The sequence below is a fragment of the Chishuiella changwenlii genome (assembly GCF_900142565.1).
GTDB classification, from domain to species: Bacteria; Bacteroidota; Bacteroidia; order Flavobacteriales; family Weeksellaceae; genus Empedobacter; species Empedobacter changwenlii.
This window is the reverse complement of record NZ_FRBH01000005.1, coordinates 243351-262462: the sequence shown is the minus strand read 5'-3', so window position 1 is coordinate 262462 and position 19112 is coordinate 243351. Positions and strand designations below refer to the sequence as shown.

The following is a 19112-nucleotide window of genomic DNA, read 5'->3' as shown; positions in this document are numbered from 1 at the left end:
ATGCAATTTAGAACGACTTTCCAAATTTCACCATCCGATGAAAAAATTAATCATCAACAAAAAATATTAACCATTGGTTCTTGTTTTTCAGATGAAATAGGAAATCGTTTGCTTTATTCAAAATTTAATGGATTAATAAATCCATTCGGGACAATTTTTAATGCACTATCCATTCAGAATTTAATAAGAAGAAGTATTTCTGAAGAATATTATAAAGAAATAGATGTACATCAAAACGGAGAACAATTTTTCTGTTTCGATGTACATTCATCGTTTAATGCACTTTCTAAAGAAAAAGTTGTTGAACATTTAAATTCCACAATTAAAGAAGTTCATCATTTTATACATTCGTGCGATGTTATAATGATAACCTTAGGAACATCTTGGGTTTATAATTTATCTTCAGAAAATAAAATTGTCGCAAATTGCCATAAAGTAGAAGCAAAGCAATTTGATAAAACATTACTATCTACAGAAGACAATTACAATGCTTTAAGTTTAATTGTCGAAGATTTAATTCAATTAAATCCTACGATAAAAATTATTACAACTGTAAGTCCTGTTCGACATATAAAAGATGGAATAACAGAGAATAATGTAAGTAAAGCAAGATTACTTGATGCTTTGTATCAATTAAATTTAAATTACAAGCAAGTTGATTATTTTCCTTCTTATGAATTAATTTTAGATGATCTTCGTGATTATCGTTTCTTTAAAGAAGATATGATTCATCCGACAGAACAAGCAGTTGATTATATTTGGGAAAAATTTGGAGAAACATTTTTTAATTCATCTACCCAAACAATTATTCAGAAAATAAATAAAATACAATCCGCTCTTCACCATCGTCCTTTTAATGAAACTTCTGAAAGTCATCAAAAATTTCTAAAAAAAATAATTGCAATGATTGAAGAAATAGAAAAAGGAAATACGATTGATTTTGAGCAAGAAAAAGAATTTTTACAATCAAAAATTATATAATGTTAATTGATACACATACACATCTATATTCGGAACAATTTGAAAACGATATAGATGAAGTTGTTTTACGTGCTAAACAAAATGGAATAGAACGATTTTATTTACCAGCAATCGATCATTCTTATACGGATAGAATGTTAGTTTTAGAGGCTAATTATCCAAATGAAATGTTTGCGATGATGGGCTTACATCCATGTTCTGTTCATTCAGATACTTTAGAAATGGAAATGGCGCATGTAAAAGAATGGATAGATAAAAGACCATTTAAAGCAATTGGTGAAATTGGAATTGACTTATACTGGGAAAAAGCTTATTTAAAAGAACAACAAGATGCTTTTAAATTACAAATAGAATGGGCAAAAGAAAAAAATCTTCCAATCGTTATTCATTGTCGTGATGCTTTTAATGAAGTTTTTGATGTCTTAGAAGAGGTGAAAGATGAAAAACTTTTTGGTATTTTTCATTGTTTTTCAGGAACAAAAGAAGATGCTCAACGTGCCATAGATTTTAATTTAAAATTAGGTATTGGTGGAGTTGTAACATTTAAGAATGGAAAAATAGATCAGTTTTTGAATGATTTTGATATAAAAAACATCGTTTTAGAAACAGATTCGCCTTATTTAGCACCAGTTCCATTTAGAGGAAAAAGAAACGAAAGTAGTTATTTAAGCTATGTTTGCGAGAAATTAGTCGATATTTATAGATTAACACCGACAGAAATAGCAGAAATTACAACAAAAAATGCACTAGACATTTTTGAACGTTAGGATAATTCGGAATAGAAAAATTATATTTGCAAAAGAAAACCTTTTTACAAAATGAAATACAAAAGAATATTACTTAAATTGAGTGGTGAAGCATTAATGGGAGATTTACAATATGGAATAGATCCTAATATGCTGAAACAATATGCACAACAAATTAAAGAAGTAGCAGACCTTGATTGTGAAGTCGCAATCGTAATCGGAGGAGGTAATATTTTTAGAGGTGTTCAAGGAGTTGCATCAGGAATGGACCGTGTACAAGGTGATTACATGGGAATGTTAGCAACTGTTATAAATAGTATGGCATTGCAAGGTGCTTTAGAAGAAGTAGGCGTAAATACTCGTTTACAGACAGCTATTCGTATGGAGCAGATTGCAGAACCTTTTATTAAAAGAAGAGCAACACGTCATTTAGAAAAAGGAAGAGTTGTTATCTTTGGAGCAGGAACAGGAAACCCTTACTTTACAACAGATACAGCAGCTGTTTTAAGAGCAATAGAAACACAAGCTGACGTAATTTTAAAAGGAACTCGTGTAGATGGTATTTACACAGCTGATCCAGAAAAAGACCCAACGGCAGAAAAATTTGATACAATTTCATATCAAGAAGTATATGATAAAAACTTAAAAGTAATGGATATGACTGCTTTTACTTTAAGTGAAGAAAATAATTTACCAATTATTGTATTTGATATGAATACAAGTGGTAATCTAAAGAAATTAATATTAGGAGAAAACGTAGGTACTCTAGTAACAAATAATTAAATCCCAGATGGAAGAATTAGATTTAATCTTAGAAACAACTAAAGAGCAAATGCAAGGTAGTGTAGAACACTTAGATATAGCATTTGATAAATTAAGAGCAGGTAAAGCTACTCCTGCAATGTTAAGTTCAGTTCGTGTTGATTATTACGGAAGTTTAACACCGTTAAGTCAAATTGCTAACGTTAATACACCAGATGCAATGACTTTAAGTATTCAACCGTGGGAAAAGAATTTAATCTACGAAATAGAGAAAGCAATTATTAATGCTAATTTAGGTTTTGCACCTTCTAATAATGGAGATACAATTATTATTAGTATTCCTCCTGTTACAGAAGAGCGCAGAAAAGAATTAGTAAAAATGGCGAAAGCCGATATGGAAAATGCAAAAGTTTCTATTCGTAATGCCCGTAAAGATGCTAACACAGCACTTAAAAATGTGAAGGAAGCTTCTGAAGATATGGTAAAAGATTATGAAACTCGTGTTCAAGGATTAACAGATAAATTCTCTAAAAAATTAGAGGAATCTTTGGCTAAAAAAGAGGCTGAAATAATGAAAGTATAATCTTTCAAAAAAAATATTTTTTTAAAGCAGCGTTTCGCTGCTTTTTTTATTTATTTGCATAACAATTTTAATAAATGAAGAATTCTATATTTTTACTTAACTTCTTTATATCAATTACGTTATTTAGCCAAACAAAACTTAAAGTTTTTGATGCGCAAGATGACTTTAGATTAACTGGAGCTAATATTTATAATAATAAACAATTTTTGGGTCAGACAGATGAGATAGGGGAGTTTGATGTAGAAGATTCTATTCATTTTGTTGAGATTATTAAAAATGGTTATTTCTCTGAAAAAGTTCAGCTTCGAGATAAAAGAGTAATCGAAGTTAAAATGAAACCATCTTATATTAATCTAGATGAGGTTATATTTACAACTAACGATTCTGTTGGTCGAAATATCATTAAAAAAGTAATTAAAAATCAATCCAAAAATTCAATAAGAAACGAAGGGAATATCTTCTTAAAATCGTATACAAAATTTTGGAGTACAATAAATAACGATTCAATTCCTTATATTCTAAATCCAAAAAATCATAAAGATTCGGTTAACAATCAATGGAAAAGATTGTTAGATAACAGCCATTTATTTTTAGGAGAAAGAGCAATGGATCATAAAATATCTAAAAGATTAGGTCTTAAAAATATTGTACAATCTTCTCGTATTTCTGGTATTCGTTCGCCATTGTACGAATATTTAGCAATGCAACCAGTTGCGTTTAATTTTGATAAAGAGCAGATTAATTTCTTCTTTAAGGGAATTGTAAATCCCTTAAGCAAAGAAGGTTTAGTACAATACCGTTATGGTTTTAAAGAAGATGTTTACATAGATGGAAGAAAAACAGCAATGGTTACTTTTTTCCCATCTGTAAAGACAGATAAACGTCAAATAAAGGGAACACTTTGGATTGATGATAAAACGAGTGCATTAATAAAATTTGAAGGAGAGAATATAAGCACTAACTATATTGCAGAGTTAGAGGCAGATTGGAAACTGAATAACGGTGCTTGGGTTCCAAATCAACAAAAATATAGAATGGAAGCTGGTAACTTTAAATTTACGGAACAGCTAACAGGATCAGAGTTTATCGATAAAAAAGAAAAAATTTGGATTAATCTTGAAACGAATTTCAAGGATATTAAAAATCCAGCACATTTTAAACGTAACGAGTTTTTAGGTTATGAAGACGAAATTTCTTTCGGAAATATGGACGATAAGAAATGGGACAATGTAATGGAAGATTACAGAGATACATCATTATCAAATAAAGAAAGAAATACATATACAAAGATTGATAGTATTGGTGATAAATATAAATTAAATCAGCAAGCTAGATTAATGCGAATCTTAAATTCTGGAGGAAAATTATCTTTAGGAAAGGTTGATTTAGATTTAACTAAGATTCTAGCATTTAACGATTACGAAGGTTTCAGATTAGGTGGAGCTTTTAATACAAATGAAAATTTTAGCGAAAAATTTTCATTAAATGCGTACACTGCTTATGGATTTAAAGACAAAACATTTAAATATGGTTTTGGAGGAGATTATTTTGTAAACAAACCATATTCTGGTCGTTTATTCGCAAAATACAGTCAAGATGTTTCTGCTTCAGGAAGAATGCCAATTCTATTACAATCCAATTATACAAGCCTTGTAAACAATACATTTAGTAATATTTATAACCGCGAATATTTCTCTTATAAAAAATACTCTTTTGGTTATGAGCAAGATATTTTTAAAAATGTAACCTTTAATTTATCTGCAAATTATGAGAAACAAAAAGCAGAATTTGATTATGCTTTTTTAGGTAGAAATGATTGGTTTAATTTATACAATACACAATTGTCTATTCGTTTTGCACCAAAAGATAAATTTATTAGAACGCCTTACGGAAGAGTAACTGTAAATAGTGGTAAATCTGTTATTTATGCAACAGTAACAAAGTATTGGGATATTTTTAATTCTGATTATGACCCAATTCGTTTCAATGTTTCTTATTTTGATGTTGTGGATTCTAAATTAGGAAAATCAAACATTAATATTAATGCAGGACTTACAGAAGGAAAAATGCCTTTAATGAACTTGTTTGAAGGAAATGGAAATTCTAAGCGAAATGATTTCTTAAACTTTGGATTGGCAGGAATTTCTAATTTCGAAACAATGCTTCCAGGAGAGTTTTATTCGGATCGATTTGTTTCGTTTCAAATCAAACACATTTTTGCAGGAGTAAAAGTCGGAAACAAAATCATTTTACCACAGTTTGTTTACCGTGGAGTGTTGGGAGATATGAAAAATAGAGAAGATCATCAAAATCTAAATTTCAAAACGCTTAATCGATATTATCACGAAACAGGAATTGAGGTAAACAATATCTTATTTAAAACTTTTGGAGTTGGTTTATTCTATCGTTTAGGTGCTTATTCAGAACAAAAATTTCAAGATAACCTCCATTTAAAACTAACGATAAATCTAAACTTCTTATAAAAATGTATAGGGTTTTACTGTTCGTTTTTTTAGGATGTATGACATTATCTTGTTCTAAAAAAGTAAGAAAAGACTTATCGGACGGAGAATATATAATTGAGCAGTATAAAAATGATTCCATTAAAAATGGAAAATCAACAGTATATTTTAAAAACGGTAAAAAGCAAAGAATTATAAAATACCGTGATAATATAATGGTTGGAGAAATGAAATATTATCATGATAACGGTAAAATTGCAAGTAAAACACATTTTAAAGATGGTAAGGTAAAAGATAAGTTTTACAATTTTCATAAAAACGGAAAGCCTTATAATACATATATTTATGGAGAAAATAAATTAATAGGCATCGAAAATTGTTTTGATGGAAATGGAAAATCATTAAATTGTGGAACCTTGAAATTAGGAACAGGATCTATAAATCAATATAATATAGAAGGTAAAATAATTGCAATTGACTATATGCAAGATGGTCGATATATAAAGACAGATTCTATAAAATAACAAAATATAATTAATCAAAAAACCTCTATTGTTTTCATTTACAATAGAGGCTTTTTTATTTTACATGAAAAATATCTTCAAAAATTATGCCTATAATTTTTATAAGATAGAATATTGATTAAATTTGTAAGTATAAATATAAAACAATATGCAATCGTACGGAATTAAAGCCTTATTAGAAAAAGGCAAGGATTTGTTGCTACAAGAAGTAGTTGTAAATGGATGGGTAAGATCATTCAGAAGTAATCGTTTCATCGCTTTAAATGACGGTTCTACAATTAATAATATTCAGGTGGTGGTAGATTTTGAAAATTTTGACGAGTCTATTATAAAACAAATTTCAACAGCTGCTTCATTAAGCATTAAAGGAGAAGTTGTAGAAAGTGAAGGAGCAGGGCAAGAAATAGAAATTATTGCAAAAGAAATTAAAGTTTTAGGTACTGCACCATCAGAAGATTTAAAAGGGACAATCTTACAACCAAAACAACACAGCTTAGAAATTTTACGTGAGCAAGCACATTTACGTTTCAGAACAAATGTATTTGGTTCTATTATGCGTGTTCGTAACTCTTTAATGTTTGCAATACACAAATATTTTAACGAGAGTGGGTTTGTATACATCAATACACCAATCATTACAGGTTCTGATGCTGAAGGAGCAGGGGAAATGTTTCATATTACGAATTTAGATATGGAAAATTTACCTAAAAATGAAGAAGGAAAAGTAGATTATACGCAAGATTTCTTTGGTAAGTCAACTAACTTAACGGTTTCTGGACAATTAGAAGGAGAAACTGCTGCAATGGGATTAGGAAAAGTATACACATTTGGACCTACTTTCCGTGCTGAGAATTCTAATACTTCTCGCCACTTGGCTGAATTCTGGATGATAGAACCAGAAGTTGCTTTTGCTCATTTAGATCAAAATATGGACTTAGCAGAAGATTTTATGAAATCTGTTATTTCTTATGCAATGGAAAATTGTAAAGATGATTTAAAATTCTTAGCAGAACGTTTTGATAAAGAACAAAAACAAAAACCAGAAGCTGAAAGATCTGAATTAGGATTAATAGAAAGATTAGAATATGTTCTAAACAATCAATTTATCCGTTTAACTTATACAGAAGCTATTGAAATATTAAAAGATTCTAAACCAAATAAGAAAGGTAAATTTAAATATCCAATTGAAGGTTGGGGAGCTGATTTACAATCTGAACACGAACGTTATTTAGTTGAGAAACATTTTAAAACACCAGTAATCTTATTTGATTATCCAGCAGAAATTAAAGCATTCTATATGCGTATGAATGATGATGGTAAAACAGTAAGAGCAATGGACGTTTTATTCCCAGGAATTGGGGAAATAATCGGAGGTTCTGAGCGTGAAGAACGTTTAGAAGTTTTAGATGAAAAAATGGAAAAATTCGGAATCGACAAAGAAGAATTATGGTGGTACCGTGATACTAGACGTTTCGGTTCTGTTCCACACTCTGGATTCGGATTAGGTTTAGAAAGATTAGTATTATTTGTAACAGGAATGGGTAACATTAGAGATGTAATTCCATTTCCTAGAACTCCGAATAATGCAGAATTTTAATTGAAAAATATAAATGTAATTGATAGATCAAAAATCTATTAATTACATTTTTTTACGTAACCACAGATAAATTATTACAATGTTAAAGCAGGAATTAAGTTTAAAGTTACAACAGAAATTATCGCCTCAGCAAATTCAATTAATGAAATTGGTGCAACTTCCTACAGTTGCATTTGAACAGCGTGTAAAAGAAGAGTTGGAAGAAAATCCTGCCTTAGATGACCAGGCTTCAGATTATGATGAAGATTATGGAGGTGAGAAAGATGAATGGGATAACCAGACAGACGATTTTGGAGACGAACAAGTAATTGATACAAGTGATATAAACATCGACGATTATTTGAGCGATGATGATGTACCAAATTATAAAACATATACAAATAACTATAGTGATGATGACGACGAAAAATCTGTTCCTTATGCACAAGGAGAGAGTTTTATAGAGTTTTTGACATCACAATTATTTACAAACAGATTAACGCCAGATCAGTTTAAAATAGCCGAGTTTATTCTAGGAAATATAGACGATGATGGCTATATGAGAAGAGATATACGATCTATTGTTGATGATTTAGCATTTTCTCAGAATTTATATACTTCACCAGAAGTGGTGGAAAATTTATTAGTTAATTACATTCAACGAATGGATCCAGTTGGAGTTGGAGCCAGAAATTTACAAGAATGTTTATTAATTCAATTAGAAAGTAAAGTAGAAACAGAGGCAATAGAATTAGCAGAAAAACTAATCACAGAATCTTTTGATGCTTTTACTAAAAAACATTACTCTAAGTTATTAGCAAAATATGATGTTAGTGATGAAGAATTACGTGATGCTATTTCTGAAATAGAAAAATTGAATCCTAAGCCAGGAAAATCATTTTCTAGTAGCAGTAAAATAGTAGAGCAAATTACACCAGATTTTACAATTAATATCAACGATGGGGATTTAGAATTGTTATTAAATGGTAGAAATGTTCCTGAGCTTAAAATATCTAATGCTTTTGCAGAAATGTTAGATACATATAAAAAGACAGAAAATAAATCGAACGAGCAAAAAGATGCCGTAATGTTTGTTAAGCAAAAATTAGACTCTGCAAAATGGTTTATTGATGCTGTACAACAACGTAGAAATACATTGTTATATACGATGGAAGAAATCATGAAGTTTCAGAAAGATTATTTCTTAACGGGTGATGAAACCAAAATTAAACCAATGATCTTAAAAGATATTTCTGACCGAATTGGAATGGATATCTCAACAGTTTCTCGTGTGGCGAATTCAAAATATGTTACAACTCCTTATGGAACTTTTTTAATTAAAGATTTATTCTCAGAATCATTAACAAATGACGAAGGGGAAGAAGTTTCTACTCGTGAGATAAAACGTATTTTACAAGATGTAATAGAAGACGAGGACAAACGTAAACCTTTAACGGATGAAAAATTAACCGAAATTTTAAAAGAAAAAGGTTATCCTATTGCACGTCGTACAATTGCTAAATACCGTGAGCAATTAAACATTCCAGTTGCAAGATTAAGAAAAGAAATATAACTTAAAATTACTTTGGTTAATTTGAGTTAAAATACATAGCCAGTTCTATAATTAGAACTGGCTTTTTCATTTATAAAAATTTTAGTTTATTGATTCATTTTAATTCTAAAATAGAAGGCTAGTTCTAATATATTTTGTTAGAATTATTGAATTACCTAAATTTGTTTAAACTCTATAAAAATGATAGAGAATATTTGAATAATACCTATGATTAAACTAGAAGATATTTTAAATAAAATAACAGATTTAAAAACAATAGAAGAGAAGCTAGCCTATATCGATCTAAATGTAGAAGGAAAAATTGTTTTTTCTACAAGTTTCGGATTTGAAGATCAAGTGATATCTCATGCAATTTTTAGTCAGAAATTACAAAATATTGAAACTTTTACCTTAGATACAGGACGAGTTTTTCCTGAAACTTATACAACTTGGAATAAAACAGAATTAAAATATCAACAAAAGATAAAACCTTATTATCCACCAACAACAGAATTAGAAAATTTTATAGAAGAGAATGGTATTAATCCGTTTTACGACTCAGTAGAATTAAGAAAACAATGTTGTTTTATACGTAAAGTAATTCCATTAAATAGAGCATTAGAAGGAGCTTCTGTTTGGATAACTGGTTTACGTGCAGAACAATCTAATAATAGAAATGATATGCACGAAATAGAGTGGGATGAGAGTAAAAAGTTATTTAAATTCAATCCATTAATAAACTTTACAAAAGAAGATTGTTTTGCCTATTTAAAAGAAAATAGAGTTCCGTATAATCCTTTGCATGATAAAGGTTTTATAAGCATTGGTTGTGCACCTTGTACAAGAGCAATCCAAGAAGGAGAAGATTTTAGAGCCGGAAGATGGTGGTGGGAAGATGAAACCAAGAAAGAGTGTGGTTTACACGCAAAATAATTTTCATCTAAACATGAATAAAAATGATGAACAACACTTGAAAAAGATTATTTTTATAAAAATTATAATTTAATCTAATGAAAAAGAAAACCCTAAGAAAGATGGTTCTATTTCTTCTATTATTTATTACAGTTGTTACGCTATTTAGTGTATATGCAAACTACAAGATAGAAAAATCTACCCAAAGTTTTGTAACGGACAAAATTGAAAAATTACCCAATACAAAAGTAGCAGTAGTATTAGGAACTTCTCCAAATTTAAAAAACGGTTTTCAGAATTATTATTTTACTTACAGAATACAAGCAGCGGCAGAATTATATAAATCTGGAAAAGTTTCTCATTTTATATTGAGTGGAGATCACGGAAAGAAAAATTATAATGAGCCAGAAGCAATGAAGTTAGCTCTTGTAAAAAATGGTATTCCAGCAAACGTAATTTATTTAGATTATGCAGGTTTTAGAACATTAGATTCTATGATACGTGCAAAAGAAATATTTGGACAATCTAAATTTATTGTTGTATCACAGAAATTTCACAATCAGAGAGCTATTTATATTGCCAAACAAAATGGTATAGAAGTATTTGGTTATAATGCGAAAGATGTAAATAAACAAATGGGATTTAAGACGAATGTAAGAGAGTACTTTGCTCGTACAAAAGTTTTTATTGACAATTGGTTTAGTGTTAAACCAAAATTTTTAGGAGAAAAAATAAAGATTAAATAGCTATTACAATAAATATATGAGTGCCAAAAAATCTGTGATTGAAAAATTTGATAATGAAACACTAAAAACTTACATACTAAATAATGGTAGATTCACAAAAGAAGCAAAATTATTAGCTTTTCAGATTTTAAATGAAAGAGAGTATAATTTTTCAGAAAATGAAATTGAATTTTGGAATGAGTTGAAATCTGATAAAATAGTAGAAATTAATAAAAATAAATACGTTCATCCAAACTATATTAAAGCTTCAAATTTAATATATCTATCTGGTGGATTAGGATTATTATCTTACTTTATTTTAGGGATTTTAACAGGAAGATTTGAAGGAGTTTTTGAAGCCATTATTTCTATAGGTGTAATATTTCTCATTGGCTACTTATTAAGAAAAGGAATTTCTAAGATGAAATATATATTGCTTTTTTTATTAATTTTTGGAATATTAATATCTTTTCAATTTTTAAAGTTTTTGATAATTTTTTATCCTATTACAGCTATAATCCATTTTATTCAATTTATTCTACAATCTGCAGCTGTAGTATTATTATTTTTAGTACCAAAAAGACAAAAGCCGAATTAAGTTTTCTAATTCTAATTTAATGATTCTTCAACAAGCTATAATTAATATTATAATAGCCTGTCGAAGAATCTTATATTTTTTATTTCAAGCTACTAAAATAGCTTCTTAAGATAGAATCATTTGCAGCATTTCTTGTGTCAATTTCTAGAATTTTCGGTCTATCACTTTCTGCATAAAAATGACTATAACTATCTTCTAAATCACTTAAGTTTGAAACAACTTGATATTCAAAATCAAACATTTTTGCTAAATGTTCAGCTGTATGATGATGCTGAGTTACAAAATATTCCTCTACAACATCTGTATCAGAAGGACCAGGAATAAACTTAAAAATATTCCCACCACCATTATTAATTAAAATAATTCGGAAGTTTTTAGGCATATTAACATTCCACAATGCATTAGAATCATACAAAAATGAGATATCACCTGTAACAACTAATGTATCTTGTTTAGAAGCAATACAAGCGCCTATTGCAGTAGAAGTAGAGCCATCTATTCCGCTTGTTCCTCTATTACAAAAAACAGGATTTTTTACAGTGTGATCAAATAATAATGCGTAACGGATAACAGTAGAATTACCATATTGTATCTGCCAATTATCTGGATAATTTTTAATGATAGAATTAAAAACCTTTAAATCGGAAAACGGAATCATATTTACATATTCTTTATGTTTTATATGATTAGCTTCGCGAATGGTATTCCATTTTGTATAATAATCGGATTCTTTTGGATTAACAAATGGAAGAAATTGTTCTAAGAAAATTTCTGGTTTTGTTTCTATTTTATCCGTTAATACTTGGAATGTATCTGGCTGCCAATATTCGTCTAAATGCCAATGTTGCGTTGGCTGATGATCTCTTAAAAACTTTTTTATTTTTTTAGACACCACATTTTGTCCAATCGTTAATAGAATTTCTGGCTTTAAACTTTCTAATTCTTCTTCAGAATAGGGGAAAATAACCTGATCTATTTTATTAAAAAATCTTGGATGATGAATATTAGAGGTTACTTCCGTTAAAATAACAACAGAATCATCTTCAGCTAATTTAGAAATAAATTGATTAAACTCTTCATTTGGATAATGTAAACCAACTAAGACCATTTTACGAGTAGATGAGTTCCATCTCTTCATAAAATCAATTACATCAAACTCTTGGTATTCTTTTTCATCAACAGTAAGATTATCAATTTCTATAGCTGGAGTTGTTACAAACTCATACAAAGGCTCAGAAAAAGGCATATTGATATGAATAGGAGCAGACTTATTAATACAATCCATCAACGCATACTTTGTTAGTAACATATTGCGTGTTAAATCGTCTGTTTCTTCACTTTCAGATAACTGAACATTATGTACAGAATGCTTTTCGAATAAATTTTGTTGACGAATAGTTTGTCCATCAAAATTATCTACTAAATTTTCTGGACGATCAGCAGAAAGAACAATAATAGGAATATTCTGAAAAAATGCTTCCGTAATTGCAGGATAATAATTTGCAGTTGCCGAACCAGAAGTACAACATACAACCACTGGTTTTTGTATTTGTTGTGCCATTCCTAACGCAACAAATCCCGCCGAACGCTCATCGATAACACTATATGTTTTAAAACGTTTATCGTTAGCGAATTGCATCGTTAATGCGCCATTTCTAGATCCAGGTGAAAGAACTATATGATCAATTCCGAGTGCCAGTAATAATTCGGCAATTAATTGAACATTTAATTTATTTGATATTTTTCTCAACGTTGTTGTCTTAATTAAAAAAGGTTTTGTGTAGCAAATTTACTAAACAAAACCTTTTAGAGCCGTTTTAATTTATATGATATTTCACGTATTATGTGTGCATTCCACCATCTACGCTTAAAACTTGTCCTGTTACATAGCTAGATAAATCTGAAGCTAAATATAAACATGCATTTGCAATATCTTCTGGTTTTCCTCCACGTTTTAATGGAATACCGCTACGCCATTCTTCTACAACTTTTTGGTCTAAAACTTCTGTCATTTCAGTTTCAATAAACCCTGGAGCAATAGCATTACAACGGATATTACGAGAACCTAATTCTAAAGCAACAGATTTAGAGAAACCAATTAATCCTGCTTTAGATGCAGCATAATTTGCTTGTCCAGCATTTCCTTTAATCCCTACAATAGAAGACATATTAATAATAGAACCAGAACGTTGTTTCATCATTGGTTTAATAACTGCTTTTGTTAAGTTGAAAGCAGAATTTAAATTTGTTTGAATAACATTTTCAAAATCTTCTGCAGACATTCTCATTAAAAGATTATCTTTTGTAATTCCAGCGTTATTAATTACAATATCAATTTGTCCAAATTCTGCTAAAACATCTTCAACTAATTGTTGAGCTGCTTCATAATTTGAAGCATCAGACTGATAGCCTTTAACTTTTCCGAATTGACTTAATTCTTCTTCTAAAGCCTTCGCTTTTTCTACAGAAGAAGCGTATGTAAACGCAACGTTTGCACCATTTTTTACAAAAACTTCAGCAATACTTTTTCCAATACCGCGAGTAGCACCTGTAACGATTGCTGTTTTACCTTGTAATAAATTCATGTTTATAGGTATTTATTTTTGTCAAAAATACAATTTTTTAGCAAAGTGTAAAATGTTAAAAAATATTAATGCTTAAAACTAAGTAATTAATATTATCAGAATTTTATATTAAAATAATAATTTTGACTATAATATATTTATGTAACTGCAAAAAATGTTACATGAAATTATTAATAGAGGAAAAAAACATGAGATTTTAAGAATAAATACTTAAGATAGGATTTAACAAATCTTAGTTTATTAATTTCGTCCAAATTTTATAAAAAACAATATACAATATTAAACACTATGGAAAATAAAAAGTTATCAAATATACTTACGCTAGGCTTTGCACTTTTTGCAATGTTCTTCGGGGCAGGAAATTTATTATTACCGCCTTTAATTGGAGTACTAGTTGGAGAGGATTACTTTATTGCGATGATAGCATTTGGTTTAACAGGAATTTTGTTGCCATTTACAGGTATATTATCAGTAACTTTTTCTGGTGATAGTTTTAATGATTTAGGAGATCGTGTAAATAAATATATAGCGCCTATTTTAGGAACAATTATCATGATTTGTATTGGACCTTTAATTGCTATACCTAGAACGGCAGCTACTACTTTTGAAGTTGGAATTAAACCATTTTTTCCAACTCTTAATCCTCTTTATGGCTCTTTAATATTTTTTGCAATTACATTTATTCTTGCTATTAGACCATCAAAAGTTGTAGATGTTATTGGAAACTATCTAACACCAGTTTTACTAGTCCTTTTAGCGTTATTAATAGTTGTTGGAATTTTACATCCGACAGCAGATTTTATGCCATCAGAAATGTCATTATTAGAATCTTTTTCTAAAGGATTTATAGAGGGGTACCAAACATTAGATGTTTTAGCTTCGGTTATTTTTGCAGGAATTATTATTACAGCAGCAAAAGACAAAGGATATACAGATATTAAAAGTAAGTCTAACGTAGTTATTACTTCTGGTTTATTATCTACTATTTGTTTACTATTTGTTTATGGAGGATTAATTTATTTAGGAGCTACTTCTGGTGTAACGGGTTCTGGAATGTCTCGTTCTGAATTATTAATAAAAATAGCACGTGATACGTTAGGTGATTACGGATTAGTTGCTATCTCATTATGTATGGCTTTTGCTTGTCTTACAACTTCTATCGCATTAACATCTGCTGTAGGAACATTTTTTGGTAAGCTAACAAACGGAAAATTAAGTTATACGGTTTTAGTTACTTTGTGTACATTAATCTCTTTTGGTTTATCTATAAAAGGAGTAGATGATATTATTAATTTCGCTTATCCACCATTAGCATTTGTATATCCAATTACAATTACATTGGTTATTTATATTGTATTTTTTGGAAAACTTGTAAAAAGTAAACTTCCTTATGTTTTAGCATTAATAGCTTCTACTATAATAGGTTTATTAAATCTATTAAAGGTAGTAGATCTTTTAGATGAGAAAACGCTTGAGAGTTTAAACAATAATATTCCATTTTTCGAATATGATTTAGGTTGGATTATACCATCAGCATTAGGATTTATTTTTGGATTAATTTATACTAAATTTCAACCAAAATAATTTACCTTTAAGAACATTATCAGTTATTGTTTTATGAAAGATGTATGTTCTAGGTGTAAAAAAGAGATTTATTGTAACACAGATGATATAGAAAATTGTCAATGTTCTACAATAGAGTTAAAATTATCTACAAAATTGTTTCTAAAAAAAACACATTATAAATGTCTTTGTAATGACTGTTTAGAGAAATTAGATTATTTTGATGTTTTAAATGAACAATATAAATCTCCAAAAACACCATCAGAATTTATAGAACATATCCATTATTACATAGAAAATGGCTTGTGGGTTTTTACAGAATTTTTTCATTATCAGAAAGGGGAGTGTTGTAAAAATAATTGTAGACACTGTGCTTATGGATATCAGCGATAGAATAATCTTTTTATATTTAATATAATTTTATTAGCTTTACTATAAAGACAACAAAACTACAAAAAATGAAAAAAGTATATTTATGTTCAGCCCTAGTGTTATCACTTTTCGCTTGTAATTCGACAAAAACGAATTCAGGAAGTTCTTCTACTAATGCTAAGAAAGCAAATACAGAAAATCCTACTGATTCTATGAAAATAATGATCCCTGACAATAGTTGTTATGCAGCTGTTTTAAGTGATGTTGATGGAGCTTTATTAAAATTAGAAGTTTTTCCAAATGTTGTTACTGGAATTTTAAAATATAATTTTGCAGAAAAAGATAGTAACGAGGGTACATTAGAAGGTAAATTAGTTGGAGACAAAATTTTTGCAGACTATACTTTTAAATCTGAAGGAAAAACATCTGTTAGAGAAGTAGCATTCTTAATCGAAGGTAAAAAAATAACTGAAGGTTATGGAGAAATGATCGAATCTAATGGTAAAATGGTCTTCAAAGATAAAAAACAGATTAATTATAAAGATGGAACAACATTTTCTACTATAGATTGTGTAGAGAATGATGAGAAATTTAGATTGAAAAATTAATTTTCAATCTAAATTATATCTGTTTTTCAGTTAAATATTTCCAAAAACGTTTTGGTAGAACTTGTACGTGTAATCGTGTATTTTTACGTGCAACAATATTAGATGATTTGAAATAAGATTTCCATAATTCTTGGTAAACTTGTTCATTTACATCGATATATTCTGATGGGATTGTAGATGATTTAGGCGTAAAATTTAGTTGAACTTCTTGTATTTCGCCAGATTTTTTATCATAAATAATCCCATATTTTCTTATTAAATCATAAATTAACCAATTCTGATCAGCATATCGTTTTCTAAAGTGATTGGTAATAATTGGTAACACATTATATTTTGGTTCTACCTTCGCAAAAAATAAATCTTTATTTATTTGCTCGAAACGAATAAATGCTTCGTAATGATGTTTTTCTCTATGCACAGAACGATACATCTTCATCACATAAAAAACATACTCATTTCCATAGTTTAATTGTATATCTGCCGAATTATCTAAAATTAAACAACAATAATGAAATAATTGTTGGTAAGCATCAACTTCCTCACATAAAAAAACAGCTTGTAGAGCTTTATAATTCGTTCCATATAATTTGCTTTTTAATGATTGATGAACTCTTTTAGCTTTTTCAATATCTGTTATTACTTCATGTGTTTCCTCAAACATTGATGGTTGAAAATCCCTTTCAGCATAAACTTTTATTGCTTTTGGTTTACGTACATAATAATCAAATATCAAAGTCATAAACCCTTCAAAACTATTATCAAAAACATATATTTCCATTAGTCGAATAGATTTAATTGGTTCGGTTGAATTTTTAAATACTTGCTTTTACTCGTACTTAAAATTCTATTTTTTATCTGTGATGCAAGAAAATCTTTCTGACGAAACTGATCATCTGCACATGTCATAAAATATTTAGCTCTATTGTAGGCAATTCCAAGTCTTTTTAATTGATAAGAATATATTTTACCAAACTTTCTTGCCATAACTATTTTTTTCGCAGACTGAACTCCAATTCCAGGAATTCGCAAAATTAAATGATAATCGGCAGAATTAATATCTATAGGGTATAGATGTAAATTGCGAAGTGCATAACTTAATTTCGGATCGATATCTGTATCTAAATGCGGGTTTTGTGTGTTTAGAATTTCATTAACATTAAACTGATAAAAGCGCATTAACCAATCTGTTTGGTACAATCTGTTTTCTCTTAACAAAGGTGGTTGAGAGCCAATAGAAGGTAATAATTTATCGTTGTGATTGATAGGAATAAACCCTGAATAATAAACACGCTTTAATTGGTAGTCTTTATAATACTGATTGGCAGTATGCATAATTTGCATGTCATTTTCTGGCGTTGCTCCAATCACCATTTGTGTAGATTGACCTGCTGGAACAAAAATAGGCGTAGACTTAATTAATTTACGTTCCGCTTTAAACTCATTCATTTGTTGATGAATAATACTTAAAGGTTTTTTTACATCTTCGTGAGATTTATCTGGTGCAACCAGTTTTAAACCTTGTTCAGTTGGCATTTCAAGATTAATAGACATTCTATCTGCATATAGACCTGCTTCTCTTAGTAATTCTGGACTTGCTCCAGGAATAGTTTTTAGATGAATGTAACCGTTAAAATTTTCTTCTAATCGTAATTTTTTAGCAATTAAAAGCAAACGTTCCATGGTAAAATCACCATTCTTAAAGATTCCAGAACTTAAGAATAAACCTTCTATATAATTTCTTCTGTAAAAATTAATTGTTAAATCAACAACTTCTTGTACTGTAAAAGCAGCACGTTTTACATCGTTACTTTTTCTTGATACACAAAAAGCACAATCGTAGATACAATGATTGGTTAATAGAATTTTGAGCAAGGAAACACAACGTCCGTCTTCTGTAAACGAATGACAGATTCCAGACATATGACCATTTCCTAAACCTTTGTTAGTATTCTTTCTATTACTTCCACTAGAAGAACAAGATACATCGTATTTTGCAGCATCAGCTAAAATACTCAGTTTTTCATTAATACGATCAAAATCCATTTTTTTTGCTTTTAGCAAATAGACTTATTTCATACGCCAAATAGTGTCGTTGTAAAAAGTTTAACAATTAAATTAATCGTACTCTAAATTGATAAGTAGTTCTGTTTTTAATCGACCAATAAAATTACAATCTAACTCGTATAGTAAAATGTCCATTAATTGAGAAAGGAAATCTCTGTGAATGTAATTAAAAATAAAAGCATCGCCTTCGTTTATAAAATAGAAGTCGTAGACACTAAAGTAACCTGAAATAGATTTTATGTTTAAACTTTCAATTTCATCTGCTTCGAAAATGTCACTTATTTTTGCTTGATGTTCTTTTATTTTCTTAATAGAATTTGTTTTTCCATTAGAATATTCAATCTGTAAATCTTCTATTTGATCGATGTAGAACAAGCGTAAAAAGTCTTCTTTAGGATAATTTTGGACATGAAGATTGAAGCGGTTATCTTTTTGATACAGCTGAAAGGATTGATTAAATTGTAAAACATCTTTAACCATTTGCTTAACTTACTTAAGA

Annotated in this window: 19 protein-coding genes; 14 read left to right on the top strand and 5 right to left on the bottom strand. The window is 29.0% G+C overall.

All coding sequences use genetic code 11. The features are described from left to right. The 11 genes from BUA86_RS07675 to BUA86_RS07625 all read left to right on the top strand — a co-directional run bounded on the left by BUA86_RS07675 (position 1) and on the right by BUA86_RS07625 (position 11421). Positions 1-981, top strand: coding sequence for a GSCFA domain-containing protein (locus BUA86_RS07675; RefSeq protein WP_072931381.1), 981 nt, complete (start codon positions 1-3; stop codon positions 979-981). Further along, positions 981-1748, top strand: coding sequence for a TatD family hydrolase (locus BUA86_RS07670; RefSeq protein WP_072931379.1), 768 nt, complete (start codon positions 981-983; stop codon positions 1746-1748). Before BUA86_RS07675 ends, BUA86_RS07670 begins: the two co-directional genes overlap by 1 nt. Positions 1749-1799: 51 nt before the next feature. Beyond that, on the top strand, positions 1800-2510 hold the full coding sequence (pyrH, locus tag BUA86_RS07665) for a UMP kinase (protein WP_072931377.1): 711 nt from the start codon (positions 1800-1802) through the stop codon (positions 2508-2510). Positions 2511-2517: 7 nt separating this feature from the next. Next, complete coding sequence (gene frr, locus BUA86_RS07660; protein ID WP_072931375.1) at positions 2518-3072, top strand: ribosome recycling factor; 555 nt, start codon at positions 2518-2520, stop codon at positions 3070-3072. A 74-nt stretch (positions 3073-3146) separates the two neighbouring features. Then, entirely contained in the window at positions 3147-5555 is a 2409-nt protein-coding gene (locus tag BUA86_RS07655; protein WP_072931373.1) for a DUF5686 family protein, read from the top strand. 38 nt (positions 5556-5593) lie between these two features. Continuing rightward, complete coding sequence (locus BUA86_RS07650; RefSeq protein ID WP_072931370.1) at positions 5594-6058, top strand: toxin-antitoxin system YwqK family antitoxin; 465 nt, start codon at positions 5594-5596, stop codon at positions 6056-6058. Between the two features lie 148 nt (positions 6059-6206). Continuing rightward, on the top strand, positions 6207-7655 hold the full coding sequence (gene asnS, locus BUA86_RS07645; RefSeq protein WP_072931368.1) for an asparagine--tRNA ligase: 1449 nt from the start codon (positions 6207-6209) through the stop codon (positions 7653-7655). A gap of 79 nt (positions 7656-7734) precedes the next feature. Next, entirely contained in the window at positions 7735-9207 is a 1473-nt protein-coding gene (gene rpoN / locus BUA86_RS07640) for an RNA polymerase factor sigma-54 (protein WP_072931366.1), read from the top strand. A 207-nt stretch (positions 9208-9414) separates the two neighbouring features. Continuing rightward, positions 9415-10119, top strand: a complete 705-nt coding sequence (locus BUA86_RS07635; protein WP_072931363.1) for a phosphoadenylyl-sulfate reductase — start codon at positions 9415-9417, stop codon at positions 10117-10119. 77 nt (positions 10120-10196) lie between these two features. Beyond that, positions 10197-10844: a SanA/YdcF family protein gene (locus tag BUA86_RS07630; protein ID WP_072931361.1), complete on the top strand. Its 648-nt coding sequence runs from the start codon at positions 10197-10199 to the stop codon at positions 10842-10844. Between the two features lie 16 nt (positions 10845-10860). Beyond that, on the top strand, positions 10861-11421 hold the full coding sequence (locus BUA86_RS07625) for a hypothetical protein (protein ID WP_072931359.1): 561 nt from the start codon (positions 10861-10863) through the stop codon (positions 11419-11421). 79 nt (positions 11422-11500) lie between these two features. Here the strand turns inward: BUA86_RS07625 and menD are convergent, their stop codons facing one another. Together menD and fabG are read right to left on the bottom strand one after the other, a co-directional pair. Continuing rightward, on the bottom strand, positions 11501-13171 hold the full coding sequence (gene menD, locus BUA86_RS07620; RefSeq protein ID WP_072931356.1) for a 2-succinyl-5-enolpyruvyl-6-hydroxy-3-cyclohexene-1-carboxylic-acid synthase: 1671 nt from the start codon (positions 13169-13171) through the stop codon (positions 11501-11503). A 91-nt stretch (positions 13172-13262) separates the two neighbouring features. After that, positions 13263-14006 carry a 3-oxoacyl-[acyl-carrier-protein] reductase gene (gene fabG / locus BUA86_RS07615; RefSeq protein ID WP_072931354.1) on the bottom strand — a complete coding sequence of 248 codons (744 nt, stop codon included), beginning with the start codon at positions 14004-14006 and terminating at the stop codon, positions 13263-13265. Positions 14007-14294: 288 nt separating this feature from the next. Between fabG and brnQ the strand changes: the two genes are divergently transcribed. The 3 genes from brnQ to BUA86_RS07600 all read left to right on the top strand — a co-directional run bounded on the left by brnQ (position 14295) and on the right by BUA86_RS07600 (position 16549). Beyond that, entirely contained in the window at positions 14295-15590 is a 1296-nt protein-coding gene (brnQ, locus tag BUA86_RS07610; protein WP_072931352.1) for a branched-chain amino acid transport system II carrier protein, read from the top strand. A gap of 33 nt (positions 15591-15623) precedes the next feature. Next, complete coding sequence (locus tag BUA86_RS07605; RefSeq protein ID WP_072931350.1) at positions 15624-15962, top strand: cysteine-rich CWC family protein; 339 nt, start codon at positions 15624-15626, stop codon at positions 15960-15962. A gap of 65 nt (positions 15963-16027) precedes the next feature. Further along, positions 16028-16549, top strand: a complete 522-nt coding sequence (locus tag BUA86_RS07600; protein WP_072931348.1) for a hypothetical protein — start codon at positions 16028-16030, stop codon at positions 16547-16549. 13 nt (positions 16550-16562) lie between these two features. Here the strand turns inward: BUA86_RS07600 and BUA86_RS07595 are convergent, their stop codons facing one another. The 3 genes from BUA86_RS07595 to BUA86_RS07585 form a co-directional block, all read right to left on the bottom strand. Next, positions 16563-17327, bottom strand: a complete 765-nt coding sequence (locus BUA86_RS07595; protein WP_072931346.1) for a TIGR03915 family putative DNA repair protein — start codon at positions 17325-17327, stop codon at positions 16563-16565. Further along, positions 17327-18592: a putative DNA modification/repair radical SAM protein gene (locus tag BUA86_RS07590; protein ID WP_072931345.1), complete on the bottom strand. Its 1266-nt coding sequence runs from the start codon at positions 18590-18592 to the stop codon at positions 17327-17329. The genes BUA86_RS07595 and BUA86_RS07590 overlap by 1 nt, the downstream gene beginning before the upstream one ends. Before the next feature lie 72 nt (positions 18593-18664). After that, positions 18665-19093: a hypothetical protein gene (locus tag BUA86_RS07585; RefSeq protein WP_072931343.1), complete on the bottom strand. Its 429-nt coding sequence runs from the start codon at positions 19091-19093 to the stop codon at positions 18665-18667. Positions 19094-19112 lie beyond the last annotated feature (19 nt).